The sequence below is a fragment of the Verrucosispora sp. CNZ293 genome, from assembly GCF_002754655.1.
Map to the genome: position 1 here is coordinate 4,952,857 of NZ_PEFR01000001.1, position 24,797 is coordinate 4,977,653.

At 70.6% G+C, this 24,797-nt stretch carries 20 protein-coding genes; 6 read left to right on the forward strand and 14 right to left on the reverse strand.

What is annotated here, in order from left to right; genetic code table 11:
• Positions 1 to 111: 111 nt before the first annotated feature.
• Positions 112 to 1,197: a monooxygenase gene (locus tag CLT74_RS22710; protein WP_486582529.1), complete on the forward strand. Its 1,086-nt coding sequence runs from the start codon at positions 112 to 114 to the stop codon at positions 1,195 to 1,197.
• Positions 1,194 to 1,334, forward strand: coding sequence for a hypothetical protein (locus CLT74_RS31515; protein WP_486582531.1), 141 nt, complete (start codon positions 1,194 to 1,196; stop codon positions 1,332 to 1,334). Before CLT74_RS22710 ends, CLT74_RS31515 begins: the two co-directional genes overlap by 4 nt.
• 238 nt (positions 1,335 to 1,572) lie before the next feature.
• Here the strand turns inward: CLT74_RS31515 and CLT74_RS22715 are convergent, their stop codons facing one another.
• Positions 1,573 to 2,235: a response regulator transcription factor gene (locus CLT74_RS22715; RefSeq protein WP_099848663.1), complete on the reverse strand. Its 663-nt coding sequence runs from the start codon at positions 2,233 to 2,235 to the stop codon at positions 1,573 to 1,575.
• 629 nt (positions 2,236 to 2,864) lie between these two features.
• Between CLT74_RS22715 and CLT74_RS22720 the strand changes: the two genes are divergently transcribed.
• From CLT74_RS22720 to CLT74_RS22735, 3 genes are all read left to right on the forward strand, one after another.
• The gene (locus CLT74_RS22720) at positions 2,865 to 3,575 is read left to right on the forward strand and encodes an ABC transporter ATP-binding protein (RefSeq protein WP_099848665.1); all 711 of its coding nucleotides are present in this window, start codon (positions 2,865 to 2,867) and stop codon (positions 3,573 to 3,575) included.
• Positions 3,572 to 6,106: an FtsX-like permease family protein gene (locus tag CLT74_RS22725; RefSeq protein WP_099848667.1), complete on the forward strand. Its 2,535-nt coding sequence runs from the start codon at positions 3,572 to 3,574 to the stop codon at positions 6,104 to 6,106. The genes CLT74_RS22720 and CLT74_RS22725 overlap by 4 nt, the downstream gene beginning before the upstream one ends.
• Before the next feature lie 709 nt (positions 6,107 to 6,815).
• A complete protein-coding gene (locus tag CLT74_RS22735; protein WP_199172242.1) occupies positions 6,816 to 7,148 on the forward strand; it encodes an HflX-like GTP-binding protein in 333 nt (110 codons plus the stop codon).
• Positions 7,149 to 7,231: 83 nt separating this feature from the next.
• Here CLT74_RS22735 and CLT74_RS22740 read toward each other — a convergent pair whose 3' ends face one another.
• From CLT74_RS22740 to CLT74_RS22760, 5 genes are read right to left on the reverse strand one after another with little or no spacing between them, the layout of a single operon-like run.
• Entirely contained in the window at positions 7,232 to 8,401 is a 1,170-nt protein-coding gene (locus tag CLT74_RS22740; protein WP_099848669.1) for an FAD-dependent oxidoreductase, read from the reverse strand.
• Positions 8,398 to 10,035 carry an AMP-binding protein gene (locus CLT74_RS22745; RefSeq protein WP_099848671.1) on the reverse strand — a complete coding sequence of 546 codons (1,638 nt, stop codon included), beginning with the start codon at positions 10,033 to 10,035 and terminating at the stop codon, positions 8,398 to 8,400. Before CLT74_RS22745 ends, CLT74_RS22740 begins: the two co-directional genes overlap by 4 nt.
• A gap of 2 nt (positions 10,036 to 10,037) precedes the next feature.
• Positions 10,038 to 10,715, reverse strand: a complete 678-nt coding sequence (locus CLT74_RS22750; protein ID WP_099848673.1) for a DUF2461 domain-containing protein — start codon at positions 10,713 to 10,715, stop codon at positions 10,038 to 10,040.
• A 7-nt stretch (positions 10,716 to 10,722) separates the two neighbouring features.
• Complete coding sequence (locus tag CLT74_RS22755) at positions 10,723 to 11,943, reverse strand: 3-deoxy-7-phosphoheptulonate synthase (RefSeq protein ID WP_486582533.1); 1,221 nt, start codon at positions 11,941 to 11,943, stop codon at positions 10,723 to 10,725.
• Positions 11,940 to 12,560: a pyridoxal 5'-phosphate synthase gene (locus CLT74_RS22760; RefSeq protein ID WP_099848675.1), complete on the reverse strand. Its 621-nt coding sequence runs from the start codon at positions 12,558 to 12,560 to the stop codon at positions 11,940 to 11,942. The genes CLT74_RS22755 and CLT74_RS22760 overlap by 4 nt, the downstream gene beginning before the upstream one ends.
• Positions 12,561 to 12,644: 84 nt before the next feature.
• Between CLT74_RS22760 and CLT74_RS22765 the strand changes: the two genes are divergently transcribed.
• Positions 12,645 to 13,295, forward strand: coding sequence for a methyltransferase domain-containing protein (locus CLT74_RS22765; RefSeq protein ID WP_199172243.1), 651 nt, complete (start codon positions 12,645 to 12,647; stop codon positions 13,293 to 13,295).
• 53 nt (positions 13,296 to 13,348) lie between these two features.
• Here the strand turns inward: CLT74_RS22765 and CLT74_RS22770 are convergent, their stop codons facing one another.
• The 8 genes from CLT74_RS22770 to CLT74_RS22805 all read right to left on the reverse strand — a co-directional run bounded on the left by CLT74_RS22770 (position 13,349) and on the right by CLT74_RS22805 (position 24,797).
• Complete coding sequence (locus CLT74_RS22770; protein ID WP_099852654.1) at positions 13,349 to 14,101, reverse strand: ABC transporter permease; 753 nt, start codon at positions 14,099 to 14,101, stop codon at positions 13,349 to 13,351.
• The gene (locus tag CLT74_RS22775) at positions 14,098 to 14,883 is read right to left on the reverse strand and encodes an ABC transporter permease (protein ID WP_099848679.1); all 786 of its coding nucleotides are present in this window, start codon (positions 14,881 to 14,883) and stop codon (positions 14,098 to 14,100) included. The genes CLT74_RS22770 and CLT74_RS22775 overlap by 4 nt, the downstream gene beginning before the upstream one ends.
• Positions 14,880 to 15,836: an ATP-binding cassette domain-containing protein gene (locus CLT74_RS22780; protein WP_099852658.1), complete on the reverse strand. Its 957-nt coding sequence runs from the start codon at positions 15,834 to 15,836 to the stop codon at positions 14,880 to 14,882. Before CLT74_RS22780 ends, CLT74_RS22775 begins: the two co-directional genes overlap by 4 nt.
• 57 nt (positions 15,837 to 15,893) lie before the next feature.
• Positions 15,894 to 16,280 (reverse strand): nuclear transport factor 2 family protein, encoded by a 387-nt coding sequence (locus CLT74_RS22785; protein WP_099848681.1) that lies wholly within the window; start codon positions 16,278 to 16,280, stop codon positions 15,894 to 15,896.
• Between the two features lie 81 nt (positions 16,281 to 16,361).
• Positions 16,362 to 17,153: an alpha/beta fold hydrolase gene (locus tag CLT74_RS22790; RefSeq protein ID WP_099848683.1), complete on the reverse strand. Its 792-nt coding sequence runs from the start codon at positions 17,151 to 17,153 to the stop codon at positions 16,362 to 16,364.
• Positions 17,153 to 18,214, reverse strand: a complete 1,062-nt coding sequence (locus CLT74_RS22795) for a Gfo/Idh/MocA family oxidoreductase (RefSeq protein WP_099848685.1) — start codon at positions 18,212 to 18,214, stop codon at positions 17,153 to 17,155. Before CLT74_RS22795 ends, CLT74_RS22790 begins: the two co-directional genes overlap by 1 nt.
• Entirely contained in the window at positions 18,211 to 19,296 is a 1,086-nt protein-coding gene (locus CLT74_RS22800) for a saccharopine dehydrogenase NADP-binding domain-containing protein (RefSeq protein ID WP_158240289.1), read from the reverse strand. The genes CLT74_RS22795 and CLT74_RS22800 overlap by 4 nt, the downstream gene beginning before the upstream one ends.
• A complete protein-coding gene (locus CLT74_RS22805; RefSeq protein ID WP_099852661.1) occupies positions 19,293 to 24,797 on the reverse strand; it encodes a non-ribosomal peptide synthetase in 5,505 nt (1,834 codons plus the stop codon). The genes CLT74_RS22800 and CLT74_RS22805 overlap by 4 nt, the downstream gene beginning before the upstream one ends.

Consider the following 24,797-nt stretch of genomic DNA (forward strand, 5'->3'; position numbering starts at 1 on the left):
AATAGACGTGCTGGCGGTGAAGGTGAAGTGGCACCCTGGTACCGCCTCTCTGCCGAGAATGACGACCGCAGTACGACGAGACGGAGCGGAATCGGGCCTAGCTTTCAGGCTATGACGAAGCTTGACAGTCCACTGCGGAGGTCTGGGGCGGCCACCATGGCGCTGGCGACGGCGTTCGCTGCCGTCGCCTGCGGGTCGGACGCCGACAACAGTGCGGCGCCCGCTGAGACCGGCTCGCACAGCGCGCACGCGGGCGGGTCGTCGGCTCCTCCGCAGCCGCTGCGCGCAGGCGAGCGGTTCGTCGACCTGAAGATGCCCGAGGCCTACACACCCGCGCCGCCGGAGGGCGGCGTGGACGAGTACCGGTGCCAGATGCTCGATCCGGGCCTGACCAAGGCGGCGTTCCTGACCGGGACCCAGGTCATGCCGGACAACGTCGCCATCGCTCACCACGGCATCGTGTACGCGGTGCCGCCGGGAGGCGCTGCCGCGGTGCGCGAGCAGGACGCGAAGACTCCCGGCCTCGGCTGGCAGTGTTTCGGCGGGACCGGCGTGGCCGGCGCCGACGTGGAGGGCGACGACGAGGGTGCCGACCCGGGCGCGGCGTGGGTGGACACCTGGGCGCCGGGCGCCACGGAGACGCTGCTCGACCAGGACGCCGGCTTCAAGCTGGAGCCGGGCAGCCTGCTCATCCTCCAGATGCACTACAACCTGCTCGCGACCGACGGCAAGCCAGGCGGGTCGGACCGCTCGGCGGTTCGGCTGCGGCTGACGGACGGCACGCCGCAGACCCGGGAACTCGAGACGTGGTCGCTCGACGCGCCGATCGACCTGCCCTGCGCCACCGACGAGTCGGGTCCGCTCTGTGACCGGGCGGCTTCGATCGCGGACGTGACGAAGCGGTTCGGGCCGGAGGTCGGTGAATTCGCGGACCGTCAGGCGGAGGAGTGCAACGAGGGCGGCGTGCCGAAGCCCGGTGACACCCAGTCCTGCGACCACAAGGTGGAGGAGCCGGTGACGGTGTTCGCCGGTTTCGGTCACATGCACATGCTCGGGCGGTCCTTGAAGGTCGAACTCAACCCGGGCACGCCGGACGCCAAGGTCCTGCTGGACGTGCCGCAGTTCGACTTCGACAACCAGCGGATGGTGAAGCTGCCGTCGCCGGTGGAGGTCGGTCGGGGGACACGCTGCGGGTGACGTGTACGCACGACGTGGGGCTGCGCAAACAGGTGCCGCAGCTGAAGAAGTTGCCGCCGCGCTACGTGGTGTGGGGCGACGGCACCGGCGACGAGATGTGCATTGGCATCATGACGGTCTCCCCCCGCAAGTCCTGACGAAGCGTCGAACGTGTGTGAGGTCACTGATGTCAACGAGCCGAAAAACAGCTCTGAGCTCACACACGTCCGCACTGAACTAACACCCGTACGGCGTCGTGGCGGTCGGACGGACGGTGACGTGGGCGGCTGCAGGCTGATCCGGCAGCGGAGCTGTCGATCACGCGGAGCGGATCGGCCCGGAGCGGCGCGGCTGGGAACTACGGCCGCGCTCCCGACGGACGCGCGAGATGAAGCGCTAAATCGGCCGGGTGAGTCTCAGGTCGTAGGCGAGGGTGACGGCCTGGATCCGGTCCCGTGCGCCGATCTTGGCGAGGACCCGTCCGACGTGGGTCTTCACCGTCGACTCCGACAGCGTGAACCGTTGCGCGATCTCGCCGTTGGTGAGGCCGTGGCCGATGGCGACGAAGATCTCGTGTTCGCGGTCGGTCAGGGAGTCCAGCCGGGGATCCTGCCGCGCGGGCCCGCAGAGGTCATCGTCGAGTTGGTCGGCGAACGCGTCGAGCAGCCGCCGAGTCAGCGCCGGCGCGATCACCGTGTCCCCGGCGGCCACGGCCCGGATGCCGGCGAGCAGCTCCTCCGGGCGGGTGTCCTTGAGCAGGAAACCGCTCGCCCCGGCCCGCAGCGCGGCGAGCGCGTACCGGTCCACGTCGAACGTCAGCACCAGGATTCGCGAACGTCCGCCGGCGGCGACGATGCGCCGGGTGGCCTCGATCCCGTTGACGTCCGGCATGTGGATGTTCATCAGGACCACATCGGGATGCAGCTCGGTAGTCCGTCGAACGGCCTCGGCGCTGTTCTCGGCCTCGCCGACGATCTCGGTGTCGGGGGTGCTCTCCAGCAGCATGCGAAACGCGAAGCGCTGCAGCGGCTGGGTCTCCACCACGAGCACAGTGATCACGAATATGGCTGCCTTTCAGGGGGGCGTGGGCGGTCCAGCCGCCGTCCGGTGCGGGGCCGGCGCTGACCGTGCCGCCGTAGAGCGCGGCGCGTTCGGCCATGCCGACGAGCCGAGATCCGCGTCGCCCGGCGATGCCTACCGTGATACCGAGCGAACCTGAGACGACGGTTAGAACCAGTGACGTGCGGTGCGTGTGCCTACCGGGCAGGACCTCCTGGTGGGTGCGCTGGGCACCTGGCTCGGCTACCCGGCCTGAGGTGCCGCTTTAACAGTCGTCTCAGGTTCGCTCGGTATGAAAGTGCACAGGGACAGCATGCGCCCGCTTCCGCTCCAGATCGCTCGCCCGATCTGGACATCGAGCGGTGAGGCAACCCCGCTTCATGTGACATCTGCTGGTGCCGCCGGGCCGGTGTGCACACCGATCCAGGCCGGGGCAACGGCGACAGAGCGGTGAAGTACCACCGATTTCATGGAGCACCGGGTGAACGCTGACCAGCCATTCACCGGAATCCCTGACAAATCCTGATCAACCACTCATTGGAGGTCTCGTGTCCTCACGTCCAGGTACCACGGTCGTCGATCGGCAGTCCGGGAGCGCGCTGTCAGCCGACGCTGATGACGCGGCGGCCATGCTCGTCGGCGCCGTCAAGCGATACGGCTCCGGCCGGTCGGCCGTCGTCGCGCTCGACGACGTCACCATCGCGTTCCCGGCGGGGAAGTTCACGGCTGTGATGGGCCCGTCGGGTTCGGGAAAGTCGACGATGATGCACTGCGCCGCCGGGCTGGATCAACTGACGTCGGGCCGTGCATTCGTCGGCAACACCGATCTGTCGACCCTCAACGACCGCGAGTTGACCAGGCTGCGCCGAGAACGGATCGGGTTCGTGTTCCAGGCATTCAATCTCGTGGCGACGCTCACGGCCGAGGAGAACATCTGCCTGCCGATGACGTTGTCGGGGCGCCGGCCGAGTGTCGCAGCGCTCGATCAGGTCGTGTCGCTGCTGCGCCTCGGCGATCGCATGCATCATCGGCCGACGGAGCTCTCGGGTGGCCAGCAACAGCGAGTCGCCGTCGCCCGGGCGCTGGTCGCCCGACCGCAGGTGGTTTTCGCCGACGAGCCCACCGGCAACCTCGACACCCGGTCCGGACAGGAGATCCTCGGATTCCTGCGATCAGCAGTCGATCTGCATCACCAGTCGATCGTGATGGTCACGCACGATCCCAACGCCGCTGCCTGGGCGGACCACGTCGTGTTCGTCGTCGACGGCCGAGTGCACGACGTGGTGGATCACCCGTCGGCCGACTCGGTGATCGACGTGATGAAGGGCCTGGGGCGATGAGCCAGATGATGCGCAGTGCGGCTCGAAGCGTGCTCGCGAGTCGGGGTCGGTTCATGCTGACGGGCACGGCGATCATGCTGTCGGTGGCGTTCCTCGCCGCGACGCTGGTGCTGTCCGACTCGATGCGTGGCCGAGCGGCCGATGACATCGCCGAAGCGTTGGCCGGGACGGACGCCGTGGTGCAGGGCGTCGTCCTCGGCGAGCCCGGCGGAGGGCCGGGAGATCCGGAAAGGTCGGTTCGGCGATCACTGGATCCCGACATCACCGAGCGCGTGGCTACGGTCGATGGCGTCGACGGGGCCGCCTCGCAATGGGTCGGCTTCGCGAAGCTGGTCGTTGACGGATCGTCAGTCGGAACCGGCACGGCGAGCGACGTCGGTCGCAACTGGGTCGCCGATCCGGCGCTGAATCCGTTCCGGCTCGCGAGCGGGCGACCACCGACCGAGGTCGGCGAGATCGTGATCGACCGATCGCTCGCCGGTGACGCAGGCTTGGCTCCGGGTGACGTCGTACAGGTCCTGACCACGACGGGGATGTACGACGCGACCGTCACCGGTGTCGCGACGTTCGCGTCGGCGGACGCGGCACCGCTGCAGCGAACGGTGCTGTTGCCCGACAAAGCGGTGTCCGCCTGGCTCGACACTGCGGCGCCGACGGAGGTGCTCGTCGGCGTCGCGGAGGGCGCTGACCGCGCCGAGGTGCTCGGCCGATTGTCGGCGCTGACTGATGCCGAGGTCATCGACGGGCCCGACCACATCCGGACGATGCAGGACGCCGCGACGTCACCGCTGCAGTTCCTGACCGTGTTTCTCCTGGCCTTCGCCGTGGTCGCGGTGTTGATCGGTGTGACGATCATCTTCAACACGTTCGCGCTCACCGTCGCCCGCCGCCGGCGGGAGTCGGGGCTGCTGCGTGCGATCGGCGCGGAACGACGCCAACTGCTCGGCGGAGTGGTGATCGAGGCGGCGCTCGTCGGGACGATCGCCACGCTCGCCGGCCTCGTGTGCGGGGTCGCGGGAGTGGGCGCGCTGCGGTGGCTCGTCGGACTCGCCGGGATCACGTTGCTCACCGGGCCGTCGATCGTGAGCACGACCTCGATCGCGGTCGCCGCGGCAATCGGTGTCAGCGCAACGGTCCTAGCGGCATGGATCCCGGCTCGCCGCGCGGCGGCGACACCGCCGATCGAGGCGCTGCGCGAGAGCGCGGCGGAACCCCGGGTCGTGAGCCCGGCGCGAACTGCGAGCGGGCTCGTGCTCGCCGCGGTAGCGATCGCTGGAGGAGCTGTGGCTGTGGTGCGGTCGAGCGCGACGTGGGCCGTGCTGGTCGTTGCCATCGTCCCGGCGCTCGTGCTGTGCGGCCCGGCGATCGTGACCGCCGCAGCGCGTGGGAGCGCTCAGGTGGCCCGTCGCGCCGCCGGCGTGTGCGGCTCGATCGCGGCGGGCAACCTGTCTGCGAGCCCCCGCCGATCGGCGTCCACGGCGCTCGCGCTCATGCTCGGCACCGCGATGGTGACGATGTTCGCGATCTTCGCGAGCTCACTGACGAGCGCGGTCGGGACGGACGTTCGTGAAGGACTGCAGGCGGACCTGGTGGTCACGTCGGCGACCGCCGACTTCCCGACGATCGACCCCACCCTGCGCGGCCGGATCGCGGCGCTGCCCGACGTCGACGAAGTCGCCGCGCTGTCGATCGCCGAAGGGATCGTCGCAGGCAAAGCCGAGGCGATCGGGGGCATCGACCCGACGGCACTGCCTACCACGTTCGACCTCGACCCGATCGCCGGCGACCTCGCCGACCTGAGCTATGGGGGCGTGGCCGTGGTCGGCGACGACCCCACGCTGCTCGGCGGCACCCTCGCGATCGAGTTCGAACGCTCGACACTCGAGGCGCCGATCGTTGCCGTGGTCGCGAGGAGTACCGGCGGTTTCGAAGCCCCCTTGTACTTCGTCGACCGTGCGACACTCGACGCCTCGGTCGGTCGTCTGCTCGACGCTCTGTTGTTCGTCGACCTCGCCGACGGTGCGGTCGCGGACGCCGAGGAAGACGTGAGGGCGCTGGTCCGAGCCACGCCCGGGTCGTTCTTCGAGACCCGGGCAGAACACGTCGCCAACAGCGGGAGCGAAATCGCCGCGTTCCGGAACTTCATCGACGGGATGCTCCTCCTCGCGAGCTTCATCGCGCTCCTCGGAGTCGCCAACACCACGGCGCTCGCGATCAATGAACGCTCTGGAGAGCTCGGGCTGCTGCGAGCGGTCGGCGCGACTCGCCGAGAGCTGCGTCGAATCGTGCGGCTCGAGGTGGCACTCCTGTCGTTCGTGGCAGCATCGATCGGCATCGCCGTCGCAGTCGGCTTCGGCTGGGCGCTGATCGACGTCACCGGTGGCACGGAGATCCCATCCGTCGTCGTACCGTGGTCCCGCCTCGCAGCGACGCTCGTCGTCGCGGTCGCAGCCGGCGTCGTCGCTGCAGCGTGGCCCGCGTTCCGCGTCTCCCGGGTACCCGTGCTCGAACTGGCGGGCCGGGACCGCTGATGCGCAGGTCCTGCGCCTGGACCGGGCGGTCGATACGTGCCTCCGGCCGACGATTTCGCGTCGTCGCGTCACAGGATGCGAGGCGGCTCAGTCGAATTGGATTCGCATCAGCCTGCTTCTCTATATCGAGCCACCGGTGTTCCGGATCAGCTGCCGGAGTACTTTGAGGGTCGTGACGTAGTCGGCATCATCGATGCCCTTGTGGATTTGGGCTCGGATCGCCGGAGCGTGTCGCTTAATTCTGACGCGAGCCTCTTCGCCTGCCTCGGTGATCCGCAGTCGTCCATCTTCGTCGCGGGTCAGCCACCCGCGCTCCAGCAGAGCCCGCGCTTCAGCGTCCAGGTCGTCTTCGGCCCTGAGGTACGAGCTCATTGCTTGCTGGAGTTCAGGTACGGTCAGCCCGCCGCCATCCGGTAGAAGGTCATTCTTGGAGAGGTTGCGCAGCAGCCAGAACTGAGGCTGAGTGAAGCCGTGTTCGACATGTCGGGCGCGGGTGAAGGCGATGAGCGACTCGTAGGCGACTCCCGGTCCAGTAGGCGGCGGGCTGGCCGGCGAGTTCGGCGTCGGACAACTGTTGTGTGATCACGTGATCTACCTCGGTAGTGAACAATTTGAGGATGACGGTAGAACCTCAACCCGACTTCAGATCAAGGGCATGGCCGGAATGACCAGTGGCCGGCGAGTGCTGCCGGGGGCCGAGGTGTTACTCGTGGGCCTGTTCTCGGCGAAGGACACCGAGATGGACACCAAACTGGACCTCTTGGCCGCTGTGGTGGAGGCGTACGGTGCGCGGGTCGTGGGCCGGCTCGTTCAGCGGCGAGGTGTCTCGCACGGCGGCGCGGACAAGATGGCTGCCCTGTTCTCGCGGCGGACGTTGGTGAGCGCGGGCAAGGCCCGCGAAGTCGCCGACGCGTGCCGGGCGAGGCAGGTTCGGGTGGTGGTGTTCGCGAATCCGCTGACTGAGCACCAGCGGGACGTCCTCGGCGAGATGTTCGGCTGCACCGTGATCAGCGGTGAAGACCTTTCCACACGTGCCGGATAGCACGCGGATCTGCCGCGAATCGCTCGCAATGCGGCGTCACATCCAGCTGGCCGTGCCCGGACGCAGTAGCCGACGCCGCGCGGTCAGTACTTGCTCTCGATGGACGGGCCCTGACGGGGTCCGTAGGGCGCGGTCTCCAGCCACCGGCCGAGCGCCGGGACCACCGGCGCCAGCGTGGCGCAGCAACGCTGCCGGATTCGCATCACCCGCCCTGGCCGCAGGTGGCGTAGCGCGGTCCCGGCGGCGTCCCGGTTGTAGCGTGCCGCCGCGTGCCGCCGTGCGGCGTACCTGGGCACCGCCGTCGGATCGGCGCCCGCCGCCGCGATCGCCTGCGCCGCGGCGACGGCGTCGGCCATCCCGCTGTTCATCCCGCGCGCACCGAACGGCGGGAACAGGTGCGCCGCCTCCCCCGCGAGCAGCACCCGATGGTGCTCGTCGGTGAGCCGGTCCGCCACCACCTGGTGGAAGTGGTATCGGGCGACCCACAGGATCCGATCGCGGTACCGCTCCGGTAGCACCTCCGGCAGCCAGCGCCGCGCGGCCTCGACACTGTCGAAGGTCTCCGGGGCGTCGGTGTCGCGGCACTGGAGGTCGACCTGCCAGCCGCCGGCGAAGGGAACCTGGAGCACGGTACGCCCGTCCACGGCCGGATGTTCGTAGTGAAAGGTCCGGCGCGGTGGCATCGGCCGCTTCGGATCCTCGGCCAGGTCCACGACGACGTGGAAGCCGCTCGGCCGGGGACCGTGCAGCTCCACCCCGAGCGACCGGCGGACGGCCGAGCGGGCACCGTCGGCGGCGACGACGTACCCGCTGCTCCAGCGCCGACCGTCTCCGGTCTCCAGCGTGACCGCCTCCGGCCCGGTCGTGACCGTGGTGACCGCGGTGCCCCACTCGAACCGGACCCCGGCCCGTGCACAGGCCGCCAGGAGCAGGCGTTCCGTCTCCACCTGGCGCAGGCTGGCGAAGGGAGGCAGCCCGCGTGGGTGCGACGGATAGCTGCGGGAGTAGACCAATCGTCCTCGGTAGTACGTCTCGCGGGTCGGCCAGACCACGGCCCGGTGGGCTATCTCCTCGGCGAGTTCCGGGCTGAGCCCGGCGAGTAGCCGCAACGTTCGACCGTGCAGGAACAGAGCCCGGCTGCCCGGTCGGATACGGTCCACCGGCTCCGCCTCCAGCACCGTGGCCGGCAGGCCCGCCGACCGCAGCGCCAGGGCGGCCGTGAGACCGGTCGGACCGGCGCCTACCACGATCATCGGCCGCGCTCCATGCTGGTGGAGCCGCGCTCGGCGGCGGTGAGTTCGCGGATCCGTTCCCGCAGCCGACCCTTGTCCACCTTGCCCACCGCGGTACGCGGAAACGACTCGACGAGTTCCAACCGGTCCGGCAGCTTGTACGCCGCCAGCCCACGATCCCGCAGGAACGCCACCATCTCGGCCAGCCGCGGCGGCGTGGTACCCCGTGGTCGTGGCACCACGAAGGCGCAGGTCCGCTCGCCGATCAGCGGGTCCGGCATGGCGACCACTGCGCACTCCCGCACGGCCGGGTGGGCTGACAGATGGTCCTCCAACTCGTCGGCGGCCACCTTGTCCCCACCCCGGTTGATCTGGTCCTTCACTCGACCCTCCACCACCAGGTGCCCGCCGGGCAGCAGCCGGACCAGGTCGCCCGTGCGGAAGAACCCGTCCGGGGTGAAGGCTGTGGCATTGTGCCCTTCCGCCCGGTAGTAGCCGCGCAGGGTGTACGGCCCTCGGGTGAGCAACTCTCCTACCTCACCGTCAGACACCGGAGCGCCGCTGGCGTCGACCACCAGGATCTCGTCGTCGGGGGAGAGCGGCCGACCCTGGGTGGTGGCCACGGTCTCTGGCGGATCGTCTCGGGCGGTCTGGCAGAGCAGCCCTTCGGCCATCCCGAACGACTGCTGCACCGCGCAACCGAGGGCCGGGCCGAACCGGCGGGCGGCGTCGGCACCGAACTTCGCGCCGCCTACCTGGACCAGCCGCAGGCTGGACAGATCCGACCCGGCGATCCCGGCCATCTCCATCCACAGCAGGGCCAACGGCGGGACCAGTGCGGTCACCGTCACCCGCTCCCGCTCGATCAGGGGGAAAGCATCCTCGATGCTCGGCGTCGGAGCGAGCACCACCCGACCGCCGACGTGCAGGGTACCGAGAACACCCGGGCAGGCCAGCGCATAGTTGTGCCCGACCGGCAGCACCGCCAGATAGCTGTCGGCAGCGGTCAGGCCGGCGTTCTCGGCGCTGATCCGTAGGTTGTAGCCGTAATCCTGGTGAGTGCGGGGAATCAGCTTCGGCAGCCCGGTCGTTCCGCCGGAGAGCAGGAAAAGCGCCACCTCCGCCGGGTCCGGGGCGGGCAGCGGCTCGGGCTCCGCGTCGATCGCGTCGAGGGCCACGAACTCTGCCGGATCACCCACCACAAATATGTGCTCCGGCCCGGTAACCTGTCGGGCCAGTTCGCGGTGGTCGAAGCCGAGGTACTTGTCCGGGATCACCAGTGCGGTCGCCTCGCTCATGGCGCAGAGGTGGGCGAGTTCGCTCTTCCGATGGGCGGGCAGCGCGAAAACCGGAAGTGCGCCCAGCCGGAACAGGGCGTGGCACAGCGTCACGAACTCGATCACGTTGGGAAGCTGGATCACGACCCGGTCCCCAGCGGACAGGCCGACCCTACGCAGGCCCGCGGCCAGCCGGTCGGCACGCCGGTCCAGTTCCCCATAGGTCATCCGGCGATCCGGCTCGACCAGGGCGATCCGGTCGGCGTCGGCCCTGGCCAGGGCCCGGATCCGCGCGTCGAGCGGCTCGGGGCGCCAGTAGCCCCGCTCGGTGTACCGTCGGGCGAGATCCGGAGGCCAAGGCACACACCCTGCCAGCATGTTCAGCTCCCTCCGGTGGTGGAGACGTGCCGGTTCAGCCAGTCGACAAGCGGAGCGAGCGCGTCCCAGCCGTCCCGGACGAGGCGTACCGTCGCCGCGCCGTCGATCCCGTCCGGCACCCGGTGCACCTGGTCGGCGGCCAGCGATCGGTACCGCAGCAGCTCCACCCGGGGATGATCCGCCGGGCAGCCGCGCGGTCTGGTCTTGAGCCGTTCCCCGATCAGCTGCCAGCCGTCGGCGGTGAGTTCGTCGACGATCCGCTGTAACGCGGCACCGGAGCGAGCGTCGTCGACCGCCGAGCGGTAGCGCTCGACCTGTTCGGAGGAGAGGCCGTGGTAGCCGCCGCCCAGGCGCAGCCCTTCGGCGTCGAGCTGAAGGTAGTAGCCGACGCTGTCGGCCGAGCCGGCGGTCAACCCCTGGTACGTCTTGTACGGCGACTTGTCCTTCGCGAACCGGACGTCCCGCTGCGGTCGCCACACCTTCACCGCTCCGTACTTCTCCCCGAGCTCGGCGGCGAGCGCCTCCATCGGCTCGCGGACGCACGAGTCGTACGTTTCCTTGTGCCGGTGCCAGTGGTCGCGGGTGTTGTGCTTCTCCAGGCCCTGATAGAAGCGGAACGCCTCGGCCGGAAAGCCACCGAACGTCTTGACGTCCGTGCCGCCCTGCTGTCGTCTGCTCATAGCTGGTTCACCTCCGTCGGGTCAGGCCCGCGAAATGGGCCACGAGTTCGTCCGCTTGTTCCCGGTTGAGCCGCGGGTCACAGGCGCTGGTGTACCGGGGCTGCGCGATCCGCGCCGGGGAGACCGGCGTGTCCGCCGGGGCGGCGACGCACTCGGTCACGTCTTCCGGAGTCACCTCCAGGTGCAGCCCGGCCGGGTGCAGCCGGTGGGCGGCGAGGGTCTGGACGAAGGCGGTCGCCTCGTCGTGGATCGCCTCCACCGGCCGGGTCTTCGCGCCGGAACGCAGCCGGTACGTGTTGCCGTGCATCGGGTCGCACAGCCACACCACGGGCGTCCCGTGCCGGCGGATCGCGAGCGCCAGCTCCGGCAGGATGCGCCGGATTCGCTGCGAACCGAGCCGGACGATGAACGACACCTTGCCGGGCCGGCCCTGCGGGTTGAGCACCCGGCTCAGCCGGACCGCCTCGGTGGCGGTGATGGATGGTCCGATCTTGACTCCGATCGGGTTGCTCAGCGCCGCCGCCCAGCGCACGTGCCAGCCGTGCGATGCCCTGGTCCGGTCACCGATCCACAGCAGATGCCCGGAGGAGGCGTACCGACCGGCCGTTCCGGGCCGTTCCAGTGCGGTTTCGTAGTCGCGCAGCAGTGCCTCGTGCGAGGTGAAGATCGGAGCGGACAGCTGGCGCGCGGCGCCGCCTGGCCCGGGCCACTCCAGGCCGGGCCGGGATTGTCGCCGGAGCTGACGCAGGACGAGGGCGGCGCAGTCGTACCCGGTCAGCATCCGGTTCGGATCCGGGGTGCGGGCAACGAGGTCCGCCTCCGGTCGGTTCACCAGGTCCCCCCGGTACGCGGGGAGCACCGTACCGTCGGGCAGCCGTTCCCACGCCGACGAACGCGGCTTCGCGTACTGACCGGCGATCCGCCCTACCGGTACCACCGGCAGCCCGGAGCCCCGGTGCAGCCGCGCGGCGAGGCCGGTCAGCTGGGTCAGCCGGGCGGCTATCGGCGCCGGGGCGGCCTCGGTGAACCGCTCCGCGCAGTCGCCGGCCTGCAACACCATCGCCTCACCCCGGGCTGCCCGGTCGAGCAGTCCGGTGAGCACGGCGCACTCCGCTTCGGAGACCAGGCCGGTCCGGCTGGCAAGTATCTCCCGGACCCCTGCCACCAGGGCCGGTTCCGGCCACTCCGGCTGTTGTAGCGCCTCCGGCTCGACCACCGACCTGGTCACGGCGCGATCCGTTCGCCGGTCCAGCCGTCTTCGGTGCGCCGGTACCGCAGCCGCTCCGGCGCACCGGCGGGGTCGCCCTGCCAGAATTCCATCAGCTCCGGTAGCAGCCGTAGCCCACCCCACTGCGTAGGCCGGGGAATCTCCTGTCCCGCGAAGCGCCGCTCGGTGGCCGCGATCCGCTCGGTCAGCGGCTCCTCGAGCACCGAGCGCTGGTCGGTCGACCAGGCCAGGAGCTGCACCGGCCGGGGGAGCCGGCTGTAGTATTCGTCGCTGGCCAGCGGGTCCAGCCGCGCCACCGGGCCGTTGACCCGGACCTGCCGGGATGTCTCCAACCAGCCGAAACAGAGTTCGGCGTACGGGGAGACGGCGAGATCGGTCGCCTTGCGGCTGCGGTATCCGGTGAAGAAGACGAAACCGGTGTCGACGTAGGCCAGGTCGATGTACCGCGCGGTGGGGCGGCCATCCGGGCCGACCGTGGCCAGCACCGCGGCTGCCGGGTCGGCGGGGCGTCGGGCGATCCACTCCGCGCGCCAGTCCTGGAACCGTCGTAGCGGGTCGGTTCCGATCGGGTACGGATTCTCCGCCTGTTGCCTGGGTACTCGCCGTTCGACTCGCAACGTACCGTCCTCCTGTGTTTATGCTCCCGGTACAGAGAAGGGGGCAGATCTGTGGATTCCCGGAATCGAGACCTGGTTCTGCGCTTGCGGGACCGGCATCAGGACATCGTCGAGCCCCGAACCTTCCAGCTGCTGGGGCAGCAATGGGATCTCCTTCCCGGGGTCTACGCGCCACACCTGACCCCGTCGGCGGCCCTGTACGCCGAGTGGCTCGCCTACCCCGTCGGCGGATCGTTCTGTGAGATGGGCTGCGGTACCGGCTATCTCTCCGTCATCGCCGCGCAGCGCGGCTGCGCGACGGTCACCGCGCTCGACATCAGTGCCGTTGCCGTGGAGAACACCCGGCGCAATGCCGAGCGACACGGCGTCGCCGACCGGGTGACCGCGCGGTGCGGCGACATGTTCGAGCCGCTGACCGGGGACGAACGCTTCGACCTCATCTTCTGGAACTCCAACTTCGTCGGTACCGCCCCGGGGGAGTCGTCGGACGACCTGCTGGACCGGGCCTTCTTCGACCCGGGGTACGCGGCCCACGCGGCGTTTCTGGGTACCGTCGGGCGGCACCTGGCACCCGGCGGGCGGGTCCTGCTCGGCTTCGCTGGCCTGGGCGATCCGGCGATGCTCGGCCGGATCGCCGCCGGACACGGCTGGCAGCCGGTGACCCGCCGGTGTGCCGTCGGCGAGTACCCGGACGGCGAGCTGCGGTACGAGCTGATCGAGCTGCTCCGCTCGTGAGACCGCCGGCGCCGAGCCACCCGTTCGCGCGGGTGGTTCAGCCCGGTCGGTGGTCATCGCCGGCTGAGCCGCAGCGCCAACGGACCCAGCAGCAGCGTGGCACCGAGTACCCAGGCCAGGGTCTGCAGCACCGGCACCAGGACGGGCCCTCCTGAGGAGAGGCCGACCAGCGCGGCGTGCGCGCAGCTCAACGGGTTGGCCCGGATCACCGGCTGGGCCCACCCTGGAAACGCCGACAGCGGCACCAGACAGGTGGAGACCAGCAAGAGCAACGTGACCGGCGCGTTCAGGGAGCTGGCCGCCGTCTCGGCGCTACGGGCGGTCAGGGCGACCACCAGGGCCAACCAGAGAAAGATCAGCGCGAACAGCAGCACCACCAACAGGAAACCGATCGCCGCCGGGACGCCCTGCTCGAACCGGAACCCGACGAGGTAGCCCACCGCCACAGTCACCACAGTGACAAGCACGAACTTGACCACGTCGCTGGCTATCCGGCCGAGCAGTGGGGACATCCGGGCGATCGGCATGGTTCGCAGTCGTCCCTGGAACCCGCCGTGCACATCGGCCTGGAATCCGACGGCCGTACCCACGCAGCTGTAGGCGACGCTGAACAACACGATCCCCGGGGCCAGCCGGGCTACGTACGGCTCGTCGGTCACCCCACCGACCACCTCGCCGAACATCACCAGCAGCAACACCAGCAGGACCAGCGGGAAGGCGACGGCGTCGCCGAGCAGCCGTGGGCTGCGCAGGAACCGGCGGAGGTTCCGACCGGCCAGGACCGACGCTTCGTACCCGACACTCATCGAGCTCTCCTGAATGCTCGCGTGGCGGCCCACGAGAAGATCACCAGCAACCCGGCCAGCCAGGCGACCGCCGGCCAGACCTGCCCCCAGGACGGCGTCGCCGAGGCGAGCGACCGCAGGGCCTCGATGACCACCGAAACCGGGGAGAACCGGATCACCGGCTCCAGCCAACCGGGGAAGGCGTCGGCCGGCACGAACGCGGTGGAGAGCATGATCAGGGCCAGGTACGGCAGGTTCAGCGTCGCCGCCACCGCCTCCGGATCGGTCGAGGAGAGGCCGACCGCGGTCGTCGCCGCTGTCAAGGTCAACGCGAACGCCACCGCGAGCAGCGCGAAGCCGAGTACGGCCAGGGCGCCACCGTGGAACCGGAACCCCGCGACGTACCCGGTGGCACTGATGACCACCACCGCGAGCACCGCCCAGATCGCGTCCGAGGCGAGCCGTCCGACCACCACCGCCGCCCGGTTGACCGGCATCGACAGGCAGCGGGTGAGCATTCCCGAGGCCCGATCGGCGGCGGAGGCGGCCCCCGACGTGTTCGCCACCGTGAACATCCACTGCGCCACGATTGCTGGCGGCAGGAACTGGGCGTAGTCCAGCCCGCGCTCGGAGAAGAGCCGACCGAAGAGCAGCAGGAACCCGAAGACGAAGATCACCGGGAACACCCCGAACATGACGAGCATCTCGACGTTTGCCCGCTGCCGCAGGTTCCGGCCGGCGAGTGCGGAGCCCTGGATGACCAGGTTGCCGATGCCACGCTCGGTACCCGTCGCCGCCGTCATACCTGGGACCTCTCCGTGCTCGGCCGCTGTGTCCCGTCAGAGGTGAAGGCGAAGAAGACCTCGTCCATAGTGGGTTTGCGCAGGGCGACGTTCTCGGCCTCGATACCCGCCTCCTCCAGCAGCCGGACCACGTCGGCGAGTATCCGGGCACGAGGCGCCGGCACGACGAGCGCGCCGTCCCGCTCGGCGACCTCGCCCATCCCGGAACGGAGCGCGGCGGCGGCGGCCTCCTTGCGGGCGGCGGGTACCTCGATCTCGCACACCTGGCCGCCGACCCGCTCCTTCAGTTCGTCGGTGGTTCCCTCGGCGATCACCCGTCCGCTGTCCAGCACCACCACCCGATCGGCCAGGCGGTCGACCTCTTCGAGGTACTGACTGGTCAGCAGGACTGTGCTGCCGCCGTCGCGGAGCTGGCGGATGAGCTGCCACAGCTCCTCCCGGCTGCGCGGGTCGAGCCCGGTGGTGGGCTCGTCGAGGAAGAGCACCGGCCGCTCGACCACCAGACTGGCGGCCAGGTCGAGGCGGCGGCGCATCCCACCGGAGTAGCTCTTGACCGGCTTGTCGGCTGCCTCGGTGAGGCGAAACCGGTCGAGAAGCTCACCAGCTCGCTGCCGGGCCCTGGTGCGGCCCAGCCGGAGCAGGCGACCGAACAGAACGAGGTTCTCCCGCCCGGTCAGCACCTCGTCGAGGGCGGCGAACTGGCCGGTCAGGGCGATCGACGCCCGGACCTGCTGGGGCTGTGTCACGACGTCGTGGCCGGCGACGGCGGCCCGGCCGCCGTCCGGCCGTACCAGGGTGGTGAGGCAGTTGATGATGGTGGTCTTGCCGGCTCCGTTCGAGCCGAGCAGGCCGAGCAGGGTTCCGCTGGCCACCGTGAAGGAGATGTCCGCCACGGCAACCTTGTCGCCGAACTCCTTGCGGAGATGTTCGACCTCGATGCCGGGTTGTGTCACCGCTTCGTCCTCTCCGGGGGCCACCGACCAGCGCGGGGGCCGGCACCCTTGTCGGTCTCAGCTCTCCTGGTTGGACATCGGCGTCTGCTGGTGGAACAGCAGCTTCCAGCCGTCCGCCTGGCGCTGCCAGAGGCTGGACATGTAGAGCCGGAACGTGCCCCGGCCGCTCACCTCGGCGATCGCCCGGTAGGTGATCACGGCCGTGTCGTCACTCACCGGCACGATCCGCTGCTCGTCGAGGGTGAAACCGGTGAACGGGGAGGTGTTCCCATCGATCTCCGCGACCAGGTCGTCACCAGTCGAGACTCCGTCGTGCTCCACCACGAGGGTCTGCGCGGTGACCAGCTGGCGATAGAAGTCGCCGTTCGCCGCCGAGATCGCCTGCCATCCCTCCTGCTCCAGGGCGAACAGTTCCTTCTCCAGGTTCTGGCTGATCGTTGTCATGATTCATCCCTTCTATCGTGTTTCCTCATCTATTTCACCGAAAGACAGCGGTGAAACCTAAAACCCGTTTGATCTGGTCGGTCACGGCGTCGACGGCCACGCCGCCGCCAGCGGAAACTGCGGCCGTACGTCCGCCAGGACCGCCCGGACCGCCGCGACCGGCCGAGCCGTGACGTAGAAGTGATCACCGTCGAGCACCTGCGAGCGGAAGTCACCGCTTGTCTGCTCCCGCCAGGCAGCCGCCTCGTCGGGGCTCACCTCCGGATCCCGGTCGCCGCAGAGCGCGGTGATCGCGGTCCGCAGCGGAGCCGCCGGGGAGGGCCGGTACCGCTCGATCAGCCGGTAGTCGGCGCGCAGACTCGGCAGCACCATCTCCCGCAGCCCCGGCTCGGCGAGCAGCGACTCGTCGGTCCCGCCAAGCCGGCGCAGGTCCGCCAGGAGCGCCTCGTCGCCGCCCTCGTGGACGGCGGTCGGACGTTGCCGGTGGGGAGCGGGGCGGCCGGACACGAAGAGCCGCAGCAGGGGCCGCCCGATTCGCTCCTCCAACCGGCGCGTGACCTCCACCGCGACCGCCGCCCCCATGCTGTGGCCGAAGACGGCCATTGTCGGCCCGGCCATCGACGCAAGGGCAGCCGCGATCGGGTCGGCCAGCTCCGGCATGGTCACCGCGCACGGCTCGTCGGCGCGATCCTGCCGGCCCGGGTATTGGACCGCCATGAGCTCCACATCCCTCGGCAGCAGCCGTGCCCATCTATGGTAAAAGCTCGCGGCCCCGCCGGCATGCGGAAGCGCCACCAGTCGTACCCGCGGTCGCCCGCCGGGTGCGTCCGCAGTGGTGAGTCGGCGCAGCCAGCGTTGGCCGCTCGTGATCATCACGGGACTTCGACCTCCTGCACGGACAGCGGTCGGGGTGCCGGCCCGTCGAGCGACTCCGGTGGGCCGAGACGGCGGCTCGCGTCCCGCCAGACTCCGGCGACGGCGAGTTGGGACTGCCCGGCGGTGAGGGGGTCGGCGCCCTCCCGGGCCGCGCGGTGCAACCCGGCCAACGCCCGGCCGGCAGCCGCCGGCCACAGCTCACCCACGATGCTCCGGTAGCTGGGCGCCTCGGCCGGTCCCAGTGGGCTGGCACTGGGGTAGTCCAGGTGGTCACCCGGACTCTCGTCCAGCCGGCTACCGGCCTTGCCCTGTTCCGGAAAGTGCGGACGAGGGCTCCAGATGAGCGGGCCGTGGGTGTTCACGAGGGTCAGGCTCCCGCCCGAGGCACCGACAGTGATCCGGTGCAGCAGGTGGGCGTGGTTGTCCGGGTCCGTCAGGTGCAACTGGTTCTGCACCCGGAGCGTCACCGGCACCCCGTGCACCTCCCCGACCAGGGTGGCGAAGCCGCCGGCTGACGGCACGGTCTCCGCGAACGACCACGGACGAAGCCCGCCCAGCGTCAGCCGGAGGATGTCGAACAGGTGATAGAAGACCTGGAGCCCACAGGTCGCGTCCAGATGGAGCAACGGCTGCTGGGCGGCGAGCGCCCGGGTCACGGCGATGAACCGCCGGACCGGCTCCACCGCCACGTAGTGGGTACTGACCTGGTACATCACCCCGGCCCGCCGGGCGGTACGCAGTGCGCCGGTCAGCTCGTCCTGATGCAGCGGCCCTTCCTGGAGGACATGGATGCCGCGCCCCATCAGCCGCTGTGCGAGTTCGGTGCCGGCACCGCCGTTCACCCCGGCGTAGACCGCGACCACCGCGAGGTCGATCTCCGAGGGGAGATCGTCCACATCGGTGTAGAGCGGTACTCCGGCCCGCTGGGCGCAGGCCACCGAGCGGGTGCTGCCACGGGCCAGCACACCGGCCAACCGCAGCGACGGCTCGGCCCGTTCCAGGGCGCGCAGATACACCCGGCCGAAGCCGGTCCCGCAGACCACCACGTTCCCGGTCACAGCGCACCCTCCTCGACCGCCGCCGGCTGTTCGACCAACTCCAGCTGGCGGACGCTCGGCGCGACCGCCAACCGCTCCATCACCCGGACCGGATCCAGCACCTCGCCCGCGTGGTGCGAACCCGGTGGCACCTGACCGGCGAGCACCGCCCGGGCGGCGAGCACCGCCGCCTCCGCGGTCAACCGGTAGCTGTCCGTCGCCCGCAGCACCAGGGTCCGGGTCACCGGGCGGCCCTGCGCGGCACCGTCGAGTTGCAGGACGATGAGCTGGTATGTCGACCTGCCGAAGGTCTCCAGTTCGGCCGCCCGCACCAGCCGGTCAGCCGCCGGCTCCATCGCTGCGGGATCCACGGTGCTCAGTGCCCGCAGCGCCTGCTCCCCGTCGAAGACGTGGTACCAACGCACCTCGGCGAGCCCGATCGTGGCCGCCAGCCGCTCGGCCTCGGTGCTGAGGAACGGATGTGCGGTGACCCGTCCCGGGAAGTACGGCAGCTCGACCCGGTCCAGTGGGGTCAAGGCGCCCGGCACCCGGCGACCGCCGAGCCACGCGGCCAGCGACCGACCGGGCCCCTCGACCATCCCGGCCACGTAGTCGCGTGCGGCGCCGGGAGTGAACCGGTCCCGCCCGCCGGTGTGCGCGGTCAGCCGGTCGAGCCGGTCGAACCCCGCAGCGGCAAGCGCCCGGGGCAGCACGAAGGTCAACCCTGGCGTCATTCCCGCGCCGACCACGACCCGGCGGTCGGCAGGCAGGTCGGCGTACCGGTGCTCGCCGGCCGCCCCGACGTAGTCGGCCCCAGCGGCCACTGTCGCCCGCACCACGCTGGCCTCCGCCCGGTACGCCGGACCGGTGCAGTCGACGACGACGGCACACCCGGCGGCGAACTCGGCGAGGCGGTACCTGTCGGCGGCGTCCACGAGTGCGGTGGCCTCCCGAGGTACGCCGGCTGCCCGGGCGACCTCGGCCAGCGGCCCGGGGCGCCGGCCGCCGAGCCGCAGCCGGACGTCCGCCGACGCCAGCAGCTCGACCACCGCCGACCCGACCGCCCCGTAGCAGCCGAGCACCCCGACCACCGGGATCGTCACCGCGCCCCCCGGTGCACCTCGGCCAGTACGTCGGCGACCCGCCGAACGTGCGGTGGCCGCAGGCAGGAGAAGTGGTCGCCGGGGACATCCACCACGGAGAGGTCGCCCAGGCAGACCTCCCGCCAGTAGTCGGTCATGTCCCGCCGCAGCCAGGGCAGGAATCCGGTCTCGTCCCGCTCCCGCAGGAACGTGATATCCCCGGCGTACGGCGTGGCCTCGTGCCGGGTCACCGCGCGCATGCTGTGCCGGTAGAGGTCGTAGAGACCGCCCAGCTCCACCGGGCCGGCCGCGTCCGCGGACTGACCGGCCACCAGCTTCTCCACGGCGGCCAGCCGGCTCGGCTGAGGCGTCTGGCGCAGCGCCGCGAATTTCGCCGCGGCCCCGGTCAATGCCGGGTGATCGATCAGCCCGTCCAGCGCCCCGCTCGGCACCCGACCGGGCGTACGCGCCAGAACCTCCTGGAAGGCGCGGGCGGTCGCCTCGTCATCCGGGTAGCCCAACGCCTCGGTGTCCAGGTCGAGCAGTCGGGCGAAGACGTACTCCAGCACCAACTCGTCTTCGATCGTGTGCGGCAGGCTGTAGCTGCTGATGATGGTGAGGCTGGCCACCGTGGCGCCGGACTCGGTGAGCTGCCGAGCGATCTCCAGGGCGAGCAGGCCGCCCATGCAGTAGCCGACGACGTGGAACCGGACGGCGCCGGTTTCGAGCAGCCGGCGGGTGTAGTCGCTGGCCCGGCGCTCGATCAACCCGACCGGGTCCTCGCCCTGATACTTGTCGTCGCCGGTCACCGCCAGGCCGACCACCGGGCCGGCGCCGTGCAGCATGGGCACCAGGCTCCGGTACGCGGCAAGTGTTCCGACCCCGTCGTGCACCAGTACCCGCATCGCGTCGCCGGCGCCGTCGACCAGCGGCAGCAGGGGAGAGCGCCGTTCCGCCGGGGTGCTCGGATCGTCGACCGGATGTTGCCCGGCCCGCAGGTGCTCGGCGAGCGCGGCCACCGTGGGCCGGTTGAGGACCACCCGGAGCAGGGTGTCGTAAGGAACTCCTTCCGCCTCGGGGACCTCCTCCCGGAGCCGGCCGGCCAGCCGCGCGGTCAGCAATGAGTCACCGCCCAGTTGATAGAAGTCCTGCTCCCGGCCGACCCGGGGCACCTGGAGCAGGTCCGCCCAGACGGCGGCGATCCGCTGTTCCAACTCGTCGGCAGGGGCGGCGTCCACCGGCTGGGCGGTGTCGCCCTCCCGGACGATCCAGCCGGCCAGCGCCGCCTGGTCGACCTTGCCGTTGCCGGTCAGCGGCAGTGCGTCGACGACCTGCACCTGGGCCGGGAGCATGTATTCGGGTACCCGCTGGGCGCAGTGGCGCAGCAGGTCGACCGGGCGAACGTCAGCCCGGTCCGCCTTGAACCGGGCGGCGAAGACGTGCTGGCCGAGCGGTTCGGTCACGTCGCCAGCACCGGGCAGGTCGAGCAGTACGTCCGCGCCGGCGTCGGTGAGCAGTCCCCGCCACTGCGCCACATCCAGGAAGGTCTGGTCCCGGCCGCGCCGCAGGTCGTCGTAGTCCCACTTGGCCGGATCCTTCTCCGGCATCATGAACTCCATCGACGTCATGATCTGCACGTTCTCCCGGGTGGTCTCGATGAAGACCAACCAGCCACCGGGAGCGAGCAGCTCACGGAGCCGACCCAGGACCAGCGCCGCATCCCGCGAGTTGTGCAGAACGTTTGCGCAGAGCACGACGTCGAAGCTGTTCGGCAGATAACCCTGCGCCCTCGGGTCGATGTTGATGTCCAGCAGCCCGTACGACGCCCGGTCACCGAAGCGCTGCTGCGCCTCGGTGAGGAAGAACTGGGACACGTCGGTGAAGTGGTAGTCCACATCGGCGTCGGCGAGGGCTGGGATCAGCACGGTGCTGGTGCCGCCGACGCCCGCGCCGACCTCGAGCACCCGCAGCGTCTCCGGCCGGTCGGCCAGCTCGCGGAGCAGACCCACGACCGCGTGGTTCACGTATCGGCTGATCACGTTGTCCCGGTAGGCGGCGTAGGAGATGTCCAGCCGTCCTTCGGGGAAGAGCAGCGGCAGTGGGTCCAGCTCGTCGCGCAGCAGTCGCGGCAGCGACTCGGTGCTGGTACGGAAGTAGTCGATCAGCTTCGCCGGGTACTGGTCCTCCCGTTGCAGCTCGTCCACGGCCGCCCAGGCGTCCATCAGATCGTCCGCGCCGATCCGACGGCAAGCGGCGTACCGGCCGTCCTGCTCGGTCAGCAACCCGGCCCGGACCAGCGCGTTGAGCCAGCGCCGGACCAGCCGGTGATGCCGGGGAGCGGTCTCGGAACGGTCGAGAATCTCCGCCGTGTCATGCGTCTCCTCCGGCGAGCGGAAGAGGCCCTGCTCCGTGAGCGCACGCAGCATGCCGAGCAGACCGGCCCGGTCCAGCCGCCGCATGAATTCGGCCAGCTCGGCCGCGTCCACAGTGGCTGTGGTCGCCTCACCGGCGGTGGCGGCGGCGGCGAGCAGGCGGTGCCGTTCGTCGTCGGGACGGTCCACGACTCCGGCTGCGGTCTGCACGAAGGCGACGAGCCGTCGACGCATCGCATCCGCACCGTCCACCAGCACGTGCGCCGCCGCGACCCCGTCAGCGGTGGCCAGCGCCGCCTCCACCTCAGCCAACTCGATCCGGTGCCCCCGGATCTTGACCTGGCGGTCCGCTCGACCGAGGAACTCCAGCGTCCCGTCGGGGTGGTAGGCACCGACATCCCCGGTACGGTAGAGCCGGCCGTGCTGCGGATGGTCGACGAACCGCTCGGCGGTCCGCTCCGGGTCGCCGAGGTAGCCCAGGGCCAGCCCGGCCCCGCCGATGTGCAGCTCGCCCGGTACGTGGTCGGGGCTGGGCCGCTGCCAACGGTCCAGGACATGGAAGCTCTGGTTGGTCAGCGGCCGGCCGTACGGGATGCTCGGCCAGTCCGGATCCACCTCGCCGATCGGATGGAAGATCGACCAGATCGCCGCCTCGGTCGCGCCGCCCAGGCTGACCAGGCGCAGTCCGGGTAGCAGCTCCCGGACCCGGTCGGGGAGGCCGACCGGAATCCAGTCCCCGCTGAGCAGGGCGAGCCGCAACGCGTCGAGATCCGCCCGGGGCTCCACAGCCAGGTAGTCGGCGAGTAGCTGCAACTGCGCGGGCACCGAGTTCCAGACGGTCACCCGGTGTGCGGCGAGCAGCTCCGCCCAGTGTGCCGGGTCGCCTCGGCGGTCGGCCGCCGGCAGCACCAGCTGTCCGCCGAGGCCGAGGAGCCCGAACAGGTCGTACACCGAAAGGTCGAAGCCGAGCCCGGCGAGGGCGAGCACCCGGTCGTCGGCGGTCACCTCGAAGCGGCGGTTGACATCCTGGATCGTGTTCAACGCCGCACGGTGCGAGATCATCACGCCCTTCGGCGCGCCGGTGGAACCCGAGGTGTAGATCACGTAGGCCAGGTCGTCCGGGTGGCGGCCGGGATTCGGGACGTCAGCCGGGCTGGTGTCATCGGGGACGGCCAGGGTGTCGACGAAGAGGGTGCCCGCAGGCGGTGCCTTCGGCGACCAGGACTGACCCAGCACCCGGCGAACTCCGGCGTCAGCGAGGATCCGGTCCCGTCGGGCCGGCGGCTGGGCGGCATCCAACGGCAGATAGGCGGCGCCGGCGAGCAGCACGCCGAGCACCCCCACCACCTGCTCCCAGCCCTTCTCCATCGCCAAGGCCACGATCTCCCCCGGCTGGCAGCCGTCGGACCGAAGCGCGGCGGCCACTCCCGATGCCCGGCCCAGTAGCTCCCGGTAGGTCATGTCGCCGCCGGGCCCGGTCACGGCGACCCGGTCCGGGTACCGCAGGGCGGCCGCGACCACGTCGTCGGTCAGCAGCCCGTCGGGTAGTGGTCCGGCGGTGTCGTTGGCGGCGACCCGGGCCCGGTGCTGCGCGGACGGCAGGTCGATCGGGGACGGCAGCTGCCAGGCGTCCGGTTCGGTGGCGAGCCGGTGCAGCAGCGCGGAAAGCTCGCCGAACATGTCGTCGACCAGGCCATCGGGGAAGATCCCCTCCCGGACGTCCCAGCGGACGATCAGCGCACCCCGCTCGACAAGGGCCTGTGCGTCGATCCAGACCTGGGGTGTCTGGCTGCGGCCGTAGCCGACCGTGCCGCCCAATCCGGCGGCGGGCTCCGGCTCGGACTCCTCGCCCAGCCCGAGGGTGCTGGTGAAGACGACAGGCATCAGCGCCGCCGACCGGCCGCGTTCGCGGGCCAGCTCCCGCATCACCGACACGCCGCTGAACTGACGGTGATCCATGTCCGCCCAGAGCCGGTCCTGCACCGCACGGGCCCGCTCGGCGAAGTCGAGCTCCGGCATGGTCTCCACCGCCAGGAGGCTGACCGTGGTGAAGTCACCGACCAACCGCCCGATCTGCGGATGCACCGGTTCCCGGTTGAGCAGGGTCAGGTTGAGACAGAACCGGGGATTGCTGCTCCACCGGCCGATCACCTCGGCCACCGCCGCGAGGACCGCGGTCGAGGGCGTGAGCCGCTGCTCCCGGGCCGCCCGCTGGAGCGCCGTCCAGCGCTGCGCGGGAACGGTGGTGGCCAGCCGCCGGAACCGGCCCGGCTGGCCGCGCCGTGGTGTCCGCTGCTCCGGGCGGCGGGCGTGATCGGCGTCGCCGTCCTGGCGGACCGGCAGCTCCGGTGCCCCCGGTAGCTGGGGCAGGCGGTCCAACCAGTAGGCCCGGTCACGCTCGTACCGGCTCCCCTCCCGGTTGCCGCGCTCGGCGAGCAGGTAGTCCCGGAAAGTGATCTCCAGCTCCGGCAGCTCCGCTCCGTCGTACGCCTGGTGCAGCTCGTCGAGGAGCACCTGGATGCTCAGGTAGTCGGCGATCAGGAAGTCCACCGAGACGTGCAGGATGGTCCCCTCGTCGGTGCGGGTCAGTCGCAGCTCGAAAAGTGGCCACTGCTGCGGGTCGTACGCCCGGTGGTCCAACTCGTCCCGGGTGGCGCGCAGGGCGGAGCGCACCTCCTCCGCAGCGGCCCCCCGCAGGTCGGTCAGCGCGATCCGGTACCTGGGCACCTCCGGCCGTACCTGCTGGTGCCCGTCGAGGTCGAAGCCGGCGCGCAGCATGCCGTGTCGGCGTACCAGCAGGTTCCACGCCTCCTCCAGCCGCGCTGAATCCAGCGACGGATATTCGATCTCCGCGTAGACCTGGCAGGGCACGTCGCCGTAGTCGAAGGCGTCCCGTCGGCCGAGCAGGTACGCCAACTGCACGTCGGTGAGCGGAAACGGATCGTGTTGGTGCTCCGGATCGGACGTCACGGTGATGGTCTCCGCGTCCAGAAACGCCAGCACCGCCTCCCGGTTGGCGGTGAGCAGTTCCCGACGCTCCGGGGTGAGCACCCCCTTGGGCGCCCGGAACCGGAGCTGGCCGTCGTCCGCCCAGAGCTGCATGCCGAGATCGCGCAGGTCGGCGACCAACTCGGCGGGCGTCGTGGTCAT